We start from the raw sequence: 16,914 nt of genomic DNA, 5'->3' as shown, positions 1-16,914 counted from the left end.
TCCGACGGCGGCGGCGTTGGGCACGCCATGACCACGACCTGGATCGCAGCCCACCGTTCCGCCGTCATCAACCCCCACGAGGCCTTCCACCTCTTCGAACCCCGCGGCTTCACCGACCGGACCGTCCGCCAGTCCCTGCGCCTGGCAGGAGGCGGCGAGGCACTGCGCATCCGGCTCAGCAACCGCTACGGCAAGGAACCCCTCCACATCGGCGGCGCCCACCTCGCGGTACGCACCCGCGGCAGCGGCATCGACCCCGGCAGCGACACACCCCTGCGCTTCAGCGGCTCCGAGACCATCACCGTCCCGGTCGGCGAGGACATCGTCAGCGACCCGGTCGAACTGCCCGTGAGCGCGGGGGAGGAGCTCACGGTCAGCCTTCACCTGCCGGACGACACCGGCCCGAGCACATACACCGCGGTCCCCTACGACATCGGGCACGCCGTCCCCGGCGACCAGCTCTCCGCCGAAGTCCTCGAGGACGCCGAGGAACTGCCCACCGGGCACTACCTCACCGGCGTCGACGTCCTCGCCCCGCTCGGCACCCACATCGCCGTCGCGTTCGGAGACTCCTGGGTGGAGGGCGCCTTCACCACCCCCGGCGCCGACAACAGCTTCCCCGCCCGGCTCGGCCGCCGCCTCACCCGCGGCTGGATCGTCAACCAGGGCATCTCCGGCAACCGCCTGCTCACCGACGAGGTCGGCGAACACCTCCTGGCCCGCCTCGACCGCGACGTCCTCGCCGTCCCCGGCGTCAGCCACGTCCTCATCCACATCGGCCTCAACGACATCGGCCTGCCCGGCGCGCAGTCGTACCCCGAACCCCCGACCGACATTCCGAGCGCCGACGACCTGATCGCCGGCCTCACCACCCTCGCCGACCGCATCCACGCCGCCGGACTCATCGCCATCGGCGGCACCCTCGGCCCGTACGAAGGCACCGTCTACGACGGCGTCGACACCCCCGAGGGCCAAGCCGTACGCCGCCAGGTCAACACCTGGCTCCGCGGCCCCGACCACCCCTTCGACGCCGTCGTCGACATCGCCGCCGCCGTCGCCGACCCGGACCGACCCGCCCGGATCCGCGCCGAGTTCAACAGCGGCGACGGCCTCCACGTCAACGACGCCGGCGCGAAAGCCATCGCCGACGCCATCGACGTAACCCTGCTGGACCTCTAGAACACCGGCGTGCCCTCGCGGGTCAGCTTCCAGTCCACCGACGCGAAGTCCTTCGGGTCCAGCACACCCTTCGCCGTCACCCACTCCGCGATCCGCGTACGGATCTCCGTCGACTCCGACCACAGCTCGGTCGCGGACGCCACATGCGGGAACGCACCGCCGCCGTTGGCACGGTAGTTGTTCACCGCGAACACGAACTGCTGCGCGTCGTCCAGCGCGGCACCGTTGTACGTCAGGTTCCTGATCCGCGAACCCGCCGCCTGGGCGATGTCGATCTCGTACGACAGCCCCGACACATAGTCGTAGTTGTAGTCCGGGCGGCTGTTCGCATTGGTCAGCTTCTCCACGTCGACCGCCGCGCCCGCCGCCGTCTGCACGAAGTACTCCGCCGAGTACTCCAGGTACGCCCGGATCTGAGCACCCGTCAGCAGCTTGGCGACCAGCGTGTTGTCGTACACGTACAGGCTGGACAGATCCCGGATGGTCACATCGCCGGCCGGGATCTCCGAGGTCCGCGAGAACGGCGAAGCCTGCGCGATCACCGGCAGCGAGGCATACGAGGTGCTCGCCAGCGCCGCCTTGACGACGTCCTCCTGCACCTTCGTGATCAGGTCGATGATCGGCGCGTCCTTGTACCGCGCCTCGACCGTCGTCAGCGTCTGGGTCGCCGTACCGACGACCTGGTTGACGTACTCGACGACCTTCGCGTGCTCGTCGCCGAGCAGCTTGGTGATCTTCGGGTCGTCGGCGACCGTGTTGGAGTTCAGCACCTTCGACGACACCGACTCCACCGTCCACCGGCCCTTCACGAAGACCAGCTCGATGTCGAACAGCGACAGCCGCTCCGCGTACGCCAGCGGCTCCGACAGCACCACCGTCTTCCCGGTCTTGGCGTTGGTGACCTTCAACTCCGGGATCTCCACATGCGCATGACCGACCAGAACCGCGTCGATGTCCGGCACCTGCTGCGCCACCAGCGCCGCCGAGTTCTCCACATACGGCAACTGGTCACCGTACGACGACGTACCCGACGAACCGGAGTGCGCCGAGACGACCACCACGTCCGCGCCCATCGACTTCAGCTTCGGCACCCACTTCGCGGCCTGCTCCTCCAGACCGGGGAACTCCAACTTCCCCTGCACATACGCCTTGTCCCAGATCGCGATACCGGGGTTGGTGAGACCGAGGACGGCGACCTTCACCGGCGGCAGGCCCGGCACCCGGAACTTCTTGATGAAGTACGGCGGGAAAGCCGGCTTCTGCGTCTTCGCGTCCAGCGCGTTCGCACCCAGCAGCGGAAAGTGCAGCTGCTCCTCGAACTTCCGCAGCGTCTCGATGCCGTAGTTGAACTCGTGGTTGCCCAGCGCCGCCGCGTCGTACCCGATCGCGTTCATCGCCTGCGCCATCGGGTGCACCGGACCACCCTTCGCGGTGATCGGGTCCACCTTCGCGTAGTAGTACGTCAGCGGGGTGCCCTGGATCGTGTCGCCCGCGTCCAGCAGCAGCGTGTTGCAGCGGCCCTTCTCCGCACGCACCTGGTTCACCAGCGTCGAGATACGGGACAGGCCCTGCGCGTTGCCGGCCTTGTCGGAGTACTCCGCGTTCTTGAAGTAGTCCCAGTTGAAGACATGCCCGTGCAGGTCGGTCGTGCCCATCACGGTCAGCGAGTACCGCTTGGCGGGCTTCTTCGCCGCCGCGCTCTCCGCCGCCTGCGCCGCCGGAGCCGCCGCCGCACTCGCGATCGCCACCCCCGCTCCGGTCGCGGCCGACTTCTTCAGAAACTTCCGACGGTTCAAGGGCATGTCTCGATCTCCTCGGCGAATGGTCAACAACGCGCGTAGATTCTGACCCGGGCATGGCAAGCAGCAACAGGTCTCGCAGGTTGCGATCTGATGACCCAACCTGCGCATCCCAGGCCCGTAACCAGCCAAGACATGCCAGAGTGGGGCGTATGACCACCCCCGCCACGGACGACCACCGCCCCGCCGTTCCCTACGGCACCCCCGACGCCCCCCGCATCGCCGTCCGCGGCGAGGCCCACCTCGAGGTCGACCCCGAGATCGCCCGCATCGGCATCACCGTCGCCTCCCGCGGCAAGGACCGCCGCGCCGCCCTCGACGACCTCACCCGCCGCAACGCAACCGCCCTGGACCTCGTCAAGACCTACGGCGACGCAGTGGAACACCTCGAAACAGGCGCCTTCTCCATCAGCCCCGAACTCAAGGAAAAGAGCCGCGGCGAACGCATCCACGCCTACCACGGCCGCGTCCACATCACCGCCGAACTGACGGACTTCACGGCCCTCGGCGAACTCACCACCCGACTGGCCGACTTGGAGCTGACACGGGTGGACGGCCCCTTCTGGGCCCTGCGCCCCGACTCACCCGCCCACCGCCAAGCGCGACAGCAGGCCGTGAAGGAAGCGGTACAGCGGGCCAGGGAATACGCCGAAGCACTCGGCACCTCGCTGGCCGCCCTGGTGGAACTGGCCGACATCGGCGCCGAGAACGCCGAACCCTACCCCCAGCCCCGCGGCCGCATGCGCTCCATGGCCTACGGCGCAGCCGCCGAGGACACCGCGGCAGCACCCCTCGACCTCGAACCCCAACGCCAAACCGTCCACGCCGCGGTCAACGCCCGATTCACCATGGCCCCGCCACAACTGTAGAAATGCTCATCAGAGCGCAGCACTGCACAATTCAATACTTGTCAACACCCCTTCACTCAAAGGTTGTTGAGTGGTCATGCACGCCCAATTCTCTACCCACCGGTAAGGCCTAGGCTCAAACCATGCGCCGAGCAAAAATCGTCTGCACTCTGGGCCCCGCCACGGACTCGTACGACCAGATCAAAGCCCTGGTCGAAGCCGGAATGGACGTCGCCCGCTTCAACCTCAGCCACGGCTCCCACGCCGAACACGAGGAGCGCTACCAGCGCGTACGAAAGGCCGCCGACGAAACCGGCCGCAGCGTCGGACTCCTCGCCGACCTTCAGGGCCCGAAGATCCGACTCGGCCACTTCACCGAAGGCCCCGTACTCCTTGAACGCGGCGACACCTTCACCATCACCGTGGAAGAGGGCGCCGAGGGCGACCGCCACACCTGCGGGACGACATACCCAGGACTGGCCGCCGACGTCACCACCGGCGAACGCATCCTCGTCGACGACGGCAAGGTCTGCCTCGAGGTCACCGCCGTCGACAGCCCCCGCGTCCACACAAGAGTGGTCGAAGGCGGCATGATCTCCGACCACAAAGGCCTGAACCTCCCGGGCGTCGCTGTCTCCGTCCCCGCCCTCTCCTCCAAGGACGAGGACGACCTGCGCTGGGCCCTGCGCACGGGCTTCGACGTCATCGCCCTGTCCTTCGTCCGCAGCGGCCGCGACATCGAGGACGTCCACCGCATCATGGACCAGGAGGGGCGCCGGCTGCCCGTCATCGCCAAGGTGGAGAAACCGCAGGCCGTCGACGCGATCGACGACATCGTGGCCGCCTTCGACGGCATCATGGTCGCCCGCGGAGACCTCGGCGTGGAAATGCCCCTCGAACAGGTCCCGATCGTCCAGAAGCGAGCCGTCAAGCTGGCGAAGCGAAACGCCAAGCCGGTCATCGTGGCCACGCAGATGCTCGACTCGATGATCGACAACTCGCGCCCCACCCGCGCGGAGGCCAGCGATGTCGCCAACGCGGTGATCGACGGCACGGACGCGGTGATGCTGTCCGGCGAGACCAGCGTCGGCAAGTACCCCATCGAGACGGTCCGCACGATGGCGAAGATCGTCGAGGCCGCGGAGGAGGACATCCTCGCGAAAGGCCTCCCGCCCCTGACCGAACGCAACAAGCCCCGCACCCAGGGCGGCGCCGTGGCCCGCGCGGCGGCGGAAATGGGCGACTTCCTCGGCGCGAAATTCCTGGTCGCCTTCACCCAGTCCGGCGACACTGCCCGCCGCCTCTCCCGCTACCGCTCCCCGATCCCGCTCATGGCGTTCACCCCCGAGCCGGCCACCCGCTCCCAACTCAGCCTGACGTGGGGCGTGGAGACGTTCCTGGGCCCGCACGTGGACTCGACGGACGCGATGGTCGACCAGGTGGACGAGCTGCTGTTGAAGTACGGCCGCTGCGAGAAGGGCGACGTGGTGGTGATCACGGCGGGGTCGCCGCCTGGGGTGGCGGGGTCCACGAACATGGTGCGGGTGCATCACGTCGGCGAGGACGACAGTCCCAAGTAGGTTGCTGGGGTGGGGGCTAGTGCTTGGGGCCTACGTGGGTGTCCAGGAGGGCGACTGAGGCCTTCTTGGCCACGGAGATGTTGTACGGGTTTCCGTTACGGGTGCAGTGCGTCCACTTGATGCCGAGCTTGTCGAGGGTGTCGGTGTAGAGCCGCCGGATGTCGTCCGAGACGTTGGTGAAGAAGTACCGCGGGTATTCGTAGCGCTTGCGCTCTCCGGCTACGAGGCGGGTCGTCCAGTTGGTGATGCGGCAGCCGTCGGAGTGGATGAGGCCGCGGATGAATTCCCAGGGGTGGGCGTCGACGATTTCCTGCTGCCAGGGTTCGAGGACGATGGAGCGCTCGTGCTTCCGGCCGGGGCCGTGTTGGGGGAACAGGCAGTGCAGGTGCTTCGAGTAGACCTTCACGTTGCGGCAGCCGGTTTTGCGGACGCGGCAGACGGCGTTGTCGGGGAACACCGTGCGCATGGCCTCCTCACATTCGTCCATGAGTCCGGGCCATGACTCGGCGCAGGTGATCATCAGGTTCGGGACACGATGTGCGGAGTAGCGGCTGATGTGGCCGTCGCCCAGGTAGAGGCCGAGCAAGTAGCTGTACGCGGCTGAGTCGAGGTGTCGGTCATCGCACCTGGGGCACTTCGGATCGTGCTTCCCGGTGCACTCGCCGCGTTTCGCTCGATCCAGGTGCTTCCAGTAGGCGATGGTGCCGGAGGGGACGTTGAACCTGCGAGCGACTTCCGCGTTCCTTGCGCCGTTGCGGAGCAGCGTCAGTGCCTGCTGTCGAACTTCAGTTCCGTGGAAGATCATGTGGACACTCTGTGTGAGCGACCCGGGCGACGTGCAGCAAAAAGCGGATGTTCACGAGAATGGGAACATCCGCTTTCTGACGGCAACCTTGGAATTCAAGGAAAAGTGCCCCAGGTGGGATTCGAACCCACACTGTCCGCTGTTTGAGAGCGGCCTCTCTAACCGGTTGGAGTACTGGGGCCTTAGAAAGGAAGGGGAACTGCAACCCCTCGCGCACCCACCTTACCGCAGCTAGGTAGTCTCTTGTCAGCAGCACCCTGCCCTGAACGAGGAGCCCCCGTGACCGCCCCCGAGTCGCCCCAGCCCGTAGACGCGCCCGACGACGACAAGTCGCACGTGCCTCCGCTGACGACCCGTGTCGTCATCGCCGAGGACGAGGCCCTGATCCGGCTCGACCTCAAAGAGATGCTCGAGGAAGAGGGCTACAGCGTCGTCGGCGAGGCCGGTGACGGTGAGCAGGCCATCGAGCTCGCCCGTGAGCACCAGCCGGACCTCGTCATCCTCGACGTGAAGATGCCCAAGCTGGACGGTATCTCCGCCGCCGAGAAGATCGCCGAGGAGCGCATCGCCCCCGTTCTCATGCTCACCGCCTTCTCGCAGCGCGACCTCGTCGAGCGTGCCCGGGACGCCGGTGCCATGGCGTACCTGGTGAAGCCGTTCAGCAAGAGTGACGTCGTTCCGGCGATCGAGATGGCCGTATCCCGGTTCACCGAGCTGAAGGAGCTGGAGAAGGAGGTCGCCGACCTCACGCTCCGGCTGGAGACGCGCAAGCTGGTCGACCGGGCGAAGTCGATCCTGCAGACCGAGTACGGGCTGACGGAGCCGGCCGCGTTCCGGTGGATCCAGAAGACTTCCATGGACCGTCGGATGTCGATGCAGCAGGTCGCGGAGGCGGTTATTCAGGACGCCGACGAGAAGAAGGCGGCCAAGGGCTGACCCGAAGCGCCGGAGCAAGACCGAGGCCCGCGTCCCTGGATCAGGGGCGCGGGCCTCGGTCGTACCACGGAGAAAAGCGGAACCTCAGTCCTCGCCGAGGTATGCCTTCCGTACCGATTCGTCGTGCAGGAGGTCCTGGCCGGTGCCGGACAGGACGACGTTGCCGACCTCCATGACGTGGCCGTGGTCGGCCAGGGACAGGGCGGCCTGGGCGTTCTGCTCGACCAGCAGGATCGTCGTGCCCTGGGACTTCAGCTCGACGATCGTGGACATGATCTTCTGCATCATGATCGGCGAGAGGCCCATGGAGGGTTCGTCGAGCATGAGGAGCTTCGGCTGGGACATGAGGGCGCGCCCCATGGCCAGCATCTGCTGTTCGCCGCCGGAGAGGGTGCCCGCGGCCTGCCTGCGTCGTTCGCCGAGGATCGGGAAGAGGTCGTAGGCGCGCTGGATGTCCTTCTCGATGCCTTCCTTGTCCTTGCGGAGGAAGGCGCCGAGGTGGAGGTTCTCCTCGATGGTCAGGCGGGGGAAGATGTGCCGGCCTTCGGGGGAGTGGGCGAGGCCCATGGCGACGATCTTGTGGGCGGGGACGCCGCTGAGCGGCTTGCCGTCGAATGTGATCTTGCCGGAGCTGGGCTTGAGCAGGCCGGAGAGGGTGCGCAGGGTCGTGGTCTTGCCGGCGCCGTTGGTGCCGATGAGGGTGACGACCTGGCCGGCTTCGACCTTGAAGGAGATGCCTTTGACGGCTTCGATCTTGCCGTAGGCGACCCGGAGGTCTTCGACCTCGAGAAGTGCGGTCACTGGGCTTCTCCCTTGGTGGTGCTGGGCGCGCTCTCAGCGGCGGCGACCTCGGCCGCCTCGGCCTCTCCGGGGTCGCCCTCGAAGGGTTCGCCGAGGTAGGCGGCGATGACGCGTTCGTCGGCCTGGACGACCTCTGAGGTGCCTTCTACGAGTTTTTCGCCCTGGACGAGGACGGCGACGCGGTCGCAGAGGTTGAAGATGAAGCGCATGTCGTGCTCGATGACGAGGACGGCGATGCCCTTGTCGCGGATGGCGAAGACCAGCTCTTCGGTGGCGCGCGTCTCTTGGGGGTTCATGCCGGCGGTCGGCTCGTCCAGCAGGAGCAGGCCCGGTTCGGACGCCAGGGCGCGCGCGATCTCGAGCTTGCGCTGCTCGCCGTACGGCAGGTTGCGTGCCAGGTGGTCGCGCTTGTGGGCGAGGCCTATGAACTCCAGGAGTTCCATGGCGCGTTCTTCGCTGGCCTTCTCCGCCTTCTTGAAGCCGGGGCCGCGCAGGAGGGCCGACCAGAGGCCTTCCTTGGTGCGGGTGTGGCGGCCGACGAGGACGTTCTCGAGGACCGTCATGTTGGCGAAGAGGCGGATGTTCTGGAACGTGCGGGCGATGCCTGCCTGCGTGACCAGGTGCGGTTTGGGGGGCAGGACCGTGCCCTTGTAGGAGACGGTGCCCTCGGTGGGGATGTACAGGCCGGTCAGGCAGTTGAAGAAGGTGGTCTTGCCGGCGCCGTTGGGGCCGATGAGGCCGACGATCTCGCCGGTGTTGACGGTGAAGTCGACCGACCGTACGGCGGTGAGGCCGCCGAAGCGCATGGTGACGTCGCGGGCTTCGAGTACAGGTGTCGTCATGGTTCTTACGCCCCTGCCTTGGTGACGGCCGGTTCGTCGGTCAGCGTCTCGGTGTCTGGTACGTCGAGTTGGCCGGTCTCGTGGAATTCGAGTTGGCGGCGGCGGTTGGCGATGATGCCCTCGGGGCGGAAGCGCATCAGGAGGATGAGCGCGATGCCGAAGGCGAGCAGCGACTTGTCCTGGAGGAAGTCGAGCTTCTCCGGGAGGAGGTAGAGCAGTGCTGCGCCGAGGATGGGGCCTGCGACCGTGCCCATGCCGCCGAGGACGACGGCGGCCAGGAGGAAGGCCGAGTTGGGCGGGGTGGAGCCGGCGAACTGGTAGGGGTTGGGGACCACGCTGTAGGTCACGTGGGCGCTGACCGTGCCGGCGAGGCCTGCGAGGGAGGCGCCGAGGGCGAAGGCGATGAGCTTGACGCGGAAGCCGTTGATGCCCATGGCGGTGGCGGCGGTCTCGTCTTCGCGGATGGCGATCCAGGAGCGGCCGATGCGGGAGTCTGCGGCGCGGGTGTAGACCAGGACCACGAGGGCCATGATCAGGACCATCAGCAGGTAGTAGTTGGCGAAGCGGCCGAGGGTGAATCCGCCGATGTCGTGCGGTTGCCCGAAGTTGAAGCCGAGGAGGTTCAGGTCGGGGATGGAGGGGATGCCGTTGGGGCCGTTGGTGAGGTCGGGGCCGGAGTCGCCGTCCATGTTGTTGACGGCGATGCGGAAGATCTCTCCGAAGCCGAGGGTGACGATGGCGAGGTAGTCGCCGCGCAGTCGCAGGGTGGGGGCGCCGATGAGGACGCCGAAGATCAGCGAGGCTGCGGCGCCGCTGAGGGCGGCGGCCCAGAAGGGGAACTGGACGCCGGAGAACTTGGAGAACTCGGAGCCGGAGACCAGGGCGGCGGTGTAGGCGCCGACGCCGAGGAAGGCGACGTATCCGAGGTCGAGGAGGCCGGCGAGGCCGACGACGATGTTCAGGCCCAGGGCGACGGTGCCGAAGATGAGGATGTTGACGCCGATGTTGGCGTAGTGGTCGTCGGTCTGGGTGAAGGGGAAGGCGATGGCCGCGAGGAAGCCCATGGCGAGCGTGAAGCTGCGGTTGGCGGCGACCAGTTGGGAGAACCGGTCGAGGAGACCGGCGGTGTGCAGGGCCCAGACGGCGAAGACGACGACGATGAGGAAGCCGATGAACAGCTCGCCGTACTCGGTGTCGATGCCGTAGGTGAAGACCGCGAGGCCGATGATGCTGGCCACGGTGATCGCGGCGCGCTGGACCCACGGGGAGGCCGGCTGGGCCGGGGGGATGCGGTCGGGCTTGGCGATGTAGGCCTTGAGGGTTTCCTTGGTGGTCTCGCCTGCCTGTTCGGGGAGGGCGAGGGCGCCGAGGACGGGGATGAGGGAGGCGATGACGGCCACCCACATGCCGGGTTCCCAGTTGGCGAGGCCGCCGAGTTTGGCGGCGATCTCGATGGCGGTGAACCAGGTGACGGCGAGGCCGCCGACGGCCGTGAGTACGAGGGGCGCGTTGTTGCGGGCGGGCAGGAGCCAGCGCAGGCCGCGGACTTCGTAGGAGGCGAGGGCGAACAGGGCGGTGAGGGCGCCGGCGATGAAGGTCAGCCACTGCAGGCCGCCGGGGTAGCCGGTGACGGTGAGGTCGCCGGGGAACTCGGCCGTCCAGGTCCAGGCGAGGAACGTGGAGACCGCGGTGGCTATGCCGCCGATGAGCAGCAGGGCGCGGGCGGTTGCGAGGGGCAGCGGTATGAGGCCGCGCAGGGCGGGCGTCGGGACGGCGTCCGCGGGCGGGGTGGCGGGGGTCTTGGTCGTCTCGGTCATGTTTCTCACGCCCTGTCCGCGACGCGCTCGCCGAGCAGGCCCTGTGGCCTGAACAGGAGCACGAGGATGAGGAGTACGAAGGCCCAGACGTTGGCCCAGCTCTGGCCGCCGAGTTGCTGCATGCCGGGGATGTTGTTGATGTAGGCGGAGGCGAGGGTCTCGGCGATGCCGAGGACGACGCCGCCGAGCATCGCGCCGTAGATGTTGCCGATGCCGCCGAGGACGGCCGCGGTGAAGGCCTTGAGGCCCATCAGGAAGCCCATGCGGTAGTCGATGCTGCCGTACTTGAGGCCGAAGGAGAGCGCGGCGACGGCGGCGAAGAAGCCGCCGATGGCGAAGGCGATGACGATGATGCGGTTGGTGTCGATGCCCATGAGCTGCGCGGTGTCGGGGTCTTGGGCGGTGGCCTGCATGGCGCGGCCGGTGCGGCTCTTGCGGACGAACCAGGCGAGGGCGGACATGCAGATGATCGCGGCGAGGATGAGGAAGATGTCGGCGTCCTTGATGGTGACGGAGCCGATGTCGTGGGTGGTGTCGAGGCCGGGGAAGGAGCGGGCCTTGTCCGCGCCGGGGTAGAAGTTGCGGACGGCTTCCTGGAGGGCCAGGGAGAGGCCGATGGCGGTGATGAGCGGTGCCAGGCGTGGTGCTCCGCGCAGGGGCCGGTAGGCGAACCGTTCCGCTCCGACCGCGATGAGGACGGCGACGATTGCGCCGCCGAGCAGCATCAGGGGGATGGCGGCGGCCATGGGGGTGCCGTCGGGCAGGATGTAGAAGTAGACCGTGAGGGCGCCGAAGGCCCCGGTCATGAAGATCTCGCCGTGCGCGAAGTTGATGAGCTGGACGATGCCGTACACCATCGTGTAGCCGATGGCGATCAGCCCGTACATCGAGCCTAGAAGCAGCCCGTTGGCCAGCTGCTGCGGCAGAGTGTGCACCGCATGGCCTCCATGTCGCTGGTTGTGTGCACACAGAGTCGTGGGTGTGTGCACTGGTCGTGTGCAAGGTCGGGGTGTGGAAACGGGCCGCGCGGTCGGGATCCTCCTTCCGCGCGGCCCGTGGTGCGGTCTTGCTGGGGCTGAGGGGTCAGCTGGCGGTGCCCGTCTTCACAGCCTTCCACTTGCCGTTTTCGACCTGGTAAACGGTGAGCTGCTTGTTGCCGGTGTCGCCGTACTGGTCGAAGGAGACCTTGCCGGTGATGCCCTCGAAGTCGGACTTGCCGACCTCGGTGACGACCTTGGAGCGCAGGTCGTTGATGTCGCTGGGCAGCTTGCCGCCGTTGGCGTCCTTGGCGGCCTTCACGGCCTTGATGATGGCGGTGGCGGCGTCGTAGGAGTAACCGCCGTAGGCGCCGTAGTCGCCCTTGTAGCCCTTGGCCTTGTAGGTCTCGATGAACGCCTTGGCGGCCGGCAGGGTGTCGACCGGGACACCGACGGAGGTGACGAGGTCGCCCTCGGCGGCCTTGCCGGCGACGTCGATGTAGGTGGTGGCGTACATGCCGTCACCGCCGAACAGCGGGACCTTGACGCCGGCGTCCTTGAGCTGCTTGGTGATCAGCGAGGACTCGTCGTACTGGCCGCCGTAGTAGACCAGGTCGGCGCCGGAGCTCTTGATCTTGGTGACGAGGGAACCGAAGTCCTTGTCGCCGGTGTTGACGTGGTCGGTCTGGACGACCTTGCCGCCGAGGCCCTTGAACTTCTCGCCGAAGATCTTGGCGAGGCCGGCGCCGTAGGTCTGCTTGTCGTCGACGACGAAGGCCTTCTTCTTCTTGAGGCCGTTGTACGCGTAGTCGGCGGCGAAGCTGCCCTGCAGCTCGTCGGTGGTGGCGGTGCGGAAGTACGTCTTGTACGGCCGCTTCTTGTCCGTCTGCCAGTTCTTGCCCTGGGTCAGCTCGGGGTTGGTGTTCGAGGGGGAGATCTCGACCATGTTGGCGGAGGCGAACACCTGCTGCATCGACTGGGCGACGCCGGAGTTCAGGGGGCCGACGGTGCCGACGACGTTCTTGTCGCCGACGAGCTTGGTGGCGTTCTGCTGGCCGGTGGCCGGCTGCGCCTTGTCGTCGAGGGCCTCGACCTTGAACTTGACGCCGGGGACCCAGTTGTTCTTGTTGGCGTCGTCGACGGCGACCTGGACGCCGTACTGGATGCCGAGACCGGTGGTGGAGTTCTCACCGGACAGCGGGGCGTCGACACCAATGGTGAAGGTGGTGCTGGAGCCGCTGTCGCCGCTCTTGCCGCCGTCGTCGTCCCGGGAGCCGCAAGCGGTGAGTGTCAGAGCTCCGGTCGCTAGAACGGAGGTAAGTATCACCAAGGAACGCTGTCGCACAATCAGTCCTTTCCGCAGGCACGTCGTCCCCGGTGGGGGTGGTTGGTGCCACGTGTACCGAACTCCCGATGGAGCGGTGACTGGCCGTGACTCTAAGCCCGGTCTGTAGGCAGGGGCATCGCCGTGAGCTGGCTTGTGACTTTCTTGTTATGACGTGGTGGAGGAAGGCCTCGGGCGATGGGGGCTCTCAGCCGTTTTGGCGGAATTTCCGTTCAGTCCGCATTCTGAGAACCCGCACTTCCGGTTGGCAGTGGGCCCGGTCGCGCGGTCGGGCCGTCGCAGGCGGCGTGAAGGAGCTGGGAAAGGTCGCGGGCGTAGGTGCCGTCGAAGATGAAACTGTGGTGCTGTATTGCGCGCGTGTTACGCAGCGTTACGTCGAGAAAGGGGAGGTCCGCTTTCAGCGGCAGGCCGGAACAGTCGGATACGGAAATCTCGACGGTGACCCGGCGGGTTATCCCCGCGTGGACGGTGAAGTAGCGCTGCGGTGTGGCGTGCGCGGTGAGTCCGGCGAAGGCGGCACTGGTGACGGTGAGGGTGACGGGCGGTCCGCTGTCGACGGTGACGGCGAAGCGGAAAAAGCCCCTGGTGGTATGGGAGTTGAGGGATTCTGCGAGTCCGACGTAGCGCCAGCCGGTGACGTTGGCGGGCCAGGGCATCGGGTCGGGCGGCACGGCGTTGTCGGGGCTGCCGGCGGGTGGGACGAGCAGGATTCCCAGGGTGCTTGCGGCGATCACGCCCGCCGCGAGGGTGGTCCTGCGGGCCCTGGGCGACAGGGTGCGCCAGCGGTGGGCGAGCCGGTCGGTGGGGCGCGGCGCGTCGGTGCCGATGACGTCGTAACTCTCGTTCGCCTCGGCCGAGTCGACGGGTTCGACGGGGCCGATGCCGCTCATGACCGCAGCCTCATGGGGAAACGGTAGGCGGCGGGGGCCGGACCGGGAAAGATGCCGGTGGTGAGCCCGTGGCTCAGGGCCCTGTCTTTCGGATCAGCCCGGCGTCGCGGGCCCTGGCGCGCACTCCTTGCGGCTGCACGCACCAGAGCCCGCTCGGGCGGCTGCACAGCTGCGGTCAGCCGGTGGTGCTCAGGTGTGCTCCGTCGCCGGGCCTGACGTCCCTGAGCAGGCAGGTCAGCCGTGCGCTGCACACGCGTCGGCCCTGCTCGTCGCTGATCACTATCTCGTACGTCGCCGTCGAGCGCCCGCGGTGGACGGGGGTGGCCACGCCGGTGACCAGGCCGGAGCGCACGCCGCGGTGGTGGGTGCAGTTCAGGTCGACGCCGACGGCGATCTTCGAGCTGCCGCCGTGCAGCATGGAGCCGACGGAGCCGAGGGTCTCGGCGAGGACGGCGGAGGCGCCGCCGTGCAGCAGGCCGTAGGGCTGGGTGTTGCCCTCCACCGGCATGGTGCCGACGACGCGGTCCGCGGAGGCCTCGACTATCTCCACGCCCATGCGCGTCCCGAGGTGCCCCGCGGAGAACAGGGCCGGGAGGTCGACGCCGAGTGCGGCGTACTCGTCGATGACCTCCTGCGGGAACTTCACATGCTGGTGCTCGCCCATGGGCCCGGCTCCGTTCGTCTTGATCAGCACAGCCTGACTGAGCAAACGCTCAGTCGGTGGCCGATTGTTCCAGACGTACGACGACGGACTTGCTGGCCGGGGTGTTGCTGGTGTCGGCGGTGGCGTCCAGGGGGACCAGGACGTTGGTCTCCGGGTAGTAGGCGGCCGCGCAGCCCCGCGCCGTCGGGTAGTGCACGACGCGGAAGCCGGGCGCACGCCGCTCGACGCCGTCCTTCCACTCGCCGACCAGGTCGACGTACGACCCGTCGGCGACCCCGAGCCGCCGCGCGTCCTCGGGGTTGACCATGACGACCCGGCGGCCGTTCCGGATGCCCCGGTAGCGGTCGTCGAGGCCGTAGATCGTGGTGTTGTACTGGTCGTGCGAGCGCAGCGTCTGCAGCAGCAGGCGGCCCTCGGGCAGCTGCGGGTACTCGACGGGCGCGGCGGTGAAGTTGGCCTTGCCGGTGGCCGTCGGGAAGCGGCGCTCGTCGCGCGGGGCGTGCGGGAGGGCGAAGCCGCCGGGGTGGGCCACGCGCGTGTTGAAGTCCTCGAAGCCGGGGACGACGCGGGCGATGCGGTCGCGGACGGTGGCGTAGTCCTTCTCGAACTCCTCCCACGGCACGGTGTTCTCCGCGCCGAGCACGCGGCGTGCCAGGCGGCAGACGATGGCCGGTTCGGACAGCAGGTGGGTGCTGGCGGGCTCCAGGCGGCCGCGGGAGGCGTGCACCATGCCCATGGAGTCCTCGACGGTCACGAACTGCTCGCCGCTGCCCTGGAGATCGCGCTCGGTGCGGCCGAGGGTGGGCAGGATCAGGGCACGCGCGCCCGTGACGGCGTGCGAGCGGTTCAGCTTGGTCGACACATGCACGGTCAGCCGGGCACGCCGCATGGCTGCCTCGGTGACCTCCGTGTCGGGGGAGGCGGAGACGAAGTTGCCGCCCATGGCGAAGAAGACCTTCGCCTTGCCGTCGCGCAGGGCGCGGATGGCCTGGACGACGTCGTAGCCGTGCTCGCGCGGCGGCGCGAAGCCGAACTCCTTCTCCAGGGCGTCCAGGAAGGCGGGCGCGGGGCGTTCGAAGATGCCCATGGTGCGGTCGCCCTGCACGTTCGAGTGGCCGCGCACCGGGCACACGCCGGCGCCCGGGCGGCCGATGTTGCCGCGCAGCAGAAGGAAGTTGACCACCTCGCGGATGGTCGGCACGGAGTGCTTGTGCTGGGTCAGGCCCATCGCCCAGCACACGATGGTGCGCTTCGAGGCGAGCACCATGCGCAGTGCTTCCTCGATCTCCTTTTGGGACAGTCCGGTCGCGGTGAGCGTCTCGTCCCAGTCGGCGGCGCGGGCGGCCTCGGCGAACTCCTCGTAGCCGTGGGTGTGTTCGCGGACGAACTCCTCGTCGACGGCGCCCTCGGTCTCGAGGATCAGCTTGTTGAGGAGGCGGAAGAGGGCCTGGTCGCCGCCGATGCGGATCTGCAGGAACAGGTCGTTGAGCGCGGTGCCCTTGAGCATGCCCTGCGGGGTCTGCGGGTTCTTGAAGCGCTCCAGGCCGGCCTCGGGCAGCGGGTTGACGCTGATGACCTTGGCGCCGCCCGCCTTCGCCTTCTCCAGGGCGGAGAGCATGCGCGGGTGGTTGGTGCCCGGGTTCTGGCCGGCGACGATGATCAGGTCGGCCTTGTAGAGGTCCTCGAGCAGGACGCTGCCCTTGCCGATGCCGATCGTCTCGTTCAGTGCGGAACCGGACGACTCGTGGCACATGTTGGAGCAGTCGGGCAGGTTGTTCGTGCCGAGCTGCCGCGCGAACAGCTGGTAGAGGAAGGCCGCTTCGTTGCTGGTGCGCCCCGAGGTGTAGAAGAGGGCCTCGTCGGGGGAGCCGAGGGCGGCGATCTCCTCGGCGACGATGTCGAAGGCGCGCTCCCAGGTCACCGGCTCGTAGTGGGTGCCCCCTTCGGGGAGATGCATGGGGTGCGTGAGGCGCCCCTGCTGGCCCAGCCAGTAGCCGCTCCTGGTCGCGAGGTCGGCGACGGAGTGCGCGGCGAAGAACTCCGGGGTGACCCGGCGCAGGGTGGCCTCCTCGGCCACCGCCTTCGCGCCGTTCTCGCAGAACTCCGCCTTGTGCCGGTGGTCCGGCTCCGGCCAGGCGCAGCCCGGGCAGTCGAAGCCGTCCTTCTGGTTCACGCTCAGCAGCGTCAGCATGGTGCGCTTCACGCCCATCTGCTGCTGGGCGATGCGCAGGGTGTGCCCGATGGCCGGCAGTCCCGCCGCCGCGTGCTGCGGCTCGGCGACCTGCGGCGCGTCCTGAACCGGATCGCCCTTGGGCGGCTTCGTCGCCATCGCGCACTCTCCTTCACATACACGCTTCACCTACACGTGCGAGCTATGTCTTCGATCCTCGCACGCGCCGGTGACAGCGAGGGTGCCAGGGCGTGAGAGGTC

14 protein-coding genes and 1 tRNA gene are annotated in these 16,914 nt (G+C 67.9%); 4 read left to right on the top strand and 11 right to left on the bottom strand.

Annotated elements, in window-relative coordinates:
* Positions 1-27 precede the first annotated feature (27 nt).
* Positions 28-1,179, top strand: a complete 1,152-nt coding sequence (locus ACFY1L_RS25585; protein WP_388828661.1) for a GDSL-type esterase/lipase family protein — start codon at positions 28-30, stop codon at positions 1,177-1,179.
* Here the strand turns inward: ACFY1L_RS25585 and ACFY1L_RS25580 are convergent.
* Positions 1,176-2,981, bottom strand: a complete 1,806-nt coding sequence (locus ACFY1L_RS25580) for a bifunctional metallophosphatase/5'-nucleotidase (protein WP_388828658.1) — start codon at positions 2,979-2,981, stop codon at positions 1,176-1,178. The two genes, ACFY1L_RS25585 and ACFY1L_RS25580, sit on opposite strands and share 4 nt — an antisense overlap.
* A gap of 149 nt (positions 2,982-3,130) precedes the next feature.
* Here ACFY1L_RS25580 and ACFY1L_RS25575 point away from each other — a divergent pair, with 149 nt between their 5' ends.
* The gene (locus tag ACFY1L_RS25575; RefSeq protein ID WP_388828655.1) at positions 3,131-3,847 is read left to right on the top strand and encodes an SIMPL domain-containing protein; all 717 of its coding nucleotides are present in this window, start codon (positions 3,131-3,133) and stop codon (positions 3,845-3,847) included.
* 122 nt (positions 3,848-3,969) lie between these two features.
* Positions 3,970-5,406 (top strand): pyruvate kinase, encoded by a 1,437-nt coding sequence (gene pyk, locus ACFY1L_RS25570; RefSeq protein WP_388828652.1) that lies wholly within the window; start codon positions 3,970-3,972, stop codon positions 5,404-5,406.
* Positions 5,407-5,422: 16 nt separating this feature from the next.
* Here pyk and ACFY1L_RS25565 read toward each other — a convergent pair whose 3' ends face one another.
* Both ACFY1L_RS25565 and ACFY1L_RS25560 read right to left on the bottom strand, forming a co-directional pair.
* Positions 5,423-6,211 carry a helix-turn-helix domain-containing protein gene (locus ACFY1L_RS25565; RefSeq protein ID WP_388828649.1) on the bottom strand — a complete coding sequence of 263 codons (789 nt, stop codon included), beginning with the start codon at positions 6,209-6,211 and terminating at the stop codon, positions 5,423-5,425.
* A gap of 106 nt (positions 6,212-6,317) precedes the next feature.
* A tRNA-Leu gene (locus tag ACFY1L_RS25560) sits at positions 6,318-6,392 on the bottom strand.
* Positions 6,393-6,490: 98 nt separating this feature from the next.
* On the opposite strand from ACFY1L_RS25560, the gene ACFY1L_RS25555 reads away from it, so the two are divergent.
* Positions 6,491-7,147, top strand: a complete 657-nt coding sequence (locus tag ACFY1L_RS25555; protein ID WP_344403975.1) for a response regulator — start codon at positions 6,491-6,493, stop codon at positions 7,145-7,147.
* An 84-nt stretch (positions 7,148-7,231) separates the two neighbouring features.
* On the opposite strand, the gene ACFY1L_RS25550 is transcribed toward ACFY1L_RS25555, so the two are convergent.
* From ACFY1L_RS25550 to ACFY1L_RS25515, 8 genes are all read right to left on the bottom strand, one after another.
* Complete coding sequence (locus ACFY1L_RS25550) at positions 7,232-7,948, bottom strand: ABC transporter ATP-binding protein (protein WP_388828645.1); 717 nt, start codon at positions 7,946-7,948, stop codon at positions 7,232-7,234.
* Complete coding sequence (locus ACFY1L_RS25545; protein WP_388828642.1) at positions 7,945-8,790, bottom strand: ABC transporter ATP-binding protein; 846 nt, start codon at positions 8,788-8,790, stop codon at positions 7,945-7,947. The genes ACFY1L_RS25550 and ACFY1L_RS25545 overlap by 4 nt, the downstream gene beginning before the upstream one ends.
* 5 nt (positions 8,791-8,795) lie before the next feature.
* Positions 8,796-10,607: a branched-chain amino acid ABC transporter permease gene (locus ACFY1L_RS25540; RefSeq protein WP_388828639.1), complete on the bottom strand. Its 1,812-nt coding sequence runs from the start codon at positions 10,605-10,607 to the stop codon at positions 8,796-8,798.
* A gap of 5 nt (positions 10,608-10,612) precedes the next feature.
* Positions 10,613-11,542 (bottom strand): branched-chain amino acid ABC transporter permease, encoded by a 930-nt coding sequence (locus ACFY1L_RS25535; RefSeq protein ID WP_388828636.1) that lies wholly within the window; start codon positions 11,540-11,542, stop codon positions 10,613-10,615.
* A 148-nt stretch (positions 11,543-11,690) separates the two neighbouring features.
* The gene (locus ACFY1L_RS25530) at positions 11,691-12,914 is read right to left on the bottom strand and encodes a branched-chain amino acid ABC transporter substrate-binding protein (protein WP_388829843.1); all 1,224 of its coding nucleotides are present in this window, start codon (positions 12,912-12,914) and stop codon (positions 11,691-11,693) included.
* A gap of 227 nt (positions 12,915-13,141) precedes the next feature.
* Positions 13,142-13,819, bottom strand: a complete 678-nt coding sequence (locus ACFY1L_RS25525; RefSeq protein WP_388828633.1) for a hypothetical protein — start codon at positions 13,817-13,819, stop codon at positions 13,142-13,144.
* Positions 13,820-13,994: 175 nt separating this feature from the next.
* Positions 13,995-14,483: a PaaI family thioesterase gene (locus ACFY1L_RS25520; RefSeq protein WP_388828630.1), complete on the bottom strand. Its 489-nt coding sequence runs from the start codon at positions 14,481-14,483 to the stop codon at positions 13,995-13,997.
* 49 nt (positions 14,484-14,532) lie between these two features.
* Positions 14,533-16,812: an FdhF/YdeP family oxidoreductase gene (locus ACFY1L_RS25515; protein ID WP_388828627.1), complete on the bottom strand. Its 2,280-nt coding sequence runs from the start codon at positions 16,810-16,812 to the stop codon at positions 14,533-14,535.
* Positions 16,813-16,914: the final 102 nt, after the last annotated feature.

Source organism: Streptomyces sp. NPDC001663 (assembly GCF_042893105.1).
Lineage (GTDB): Bacteria > Actinomycetota > Actinomycetes > Streptomycetales > Streptomycetaceae > Streptomyces.
Note: the sequence above shows the minus strand (reverse complement) of the source record. Positions and strands in the feature narration are given on the sequence as shown.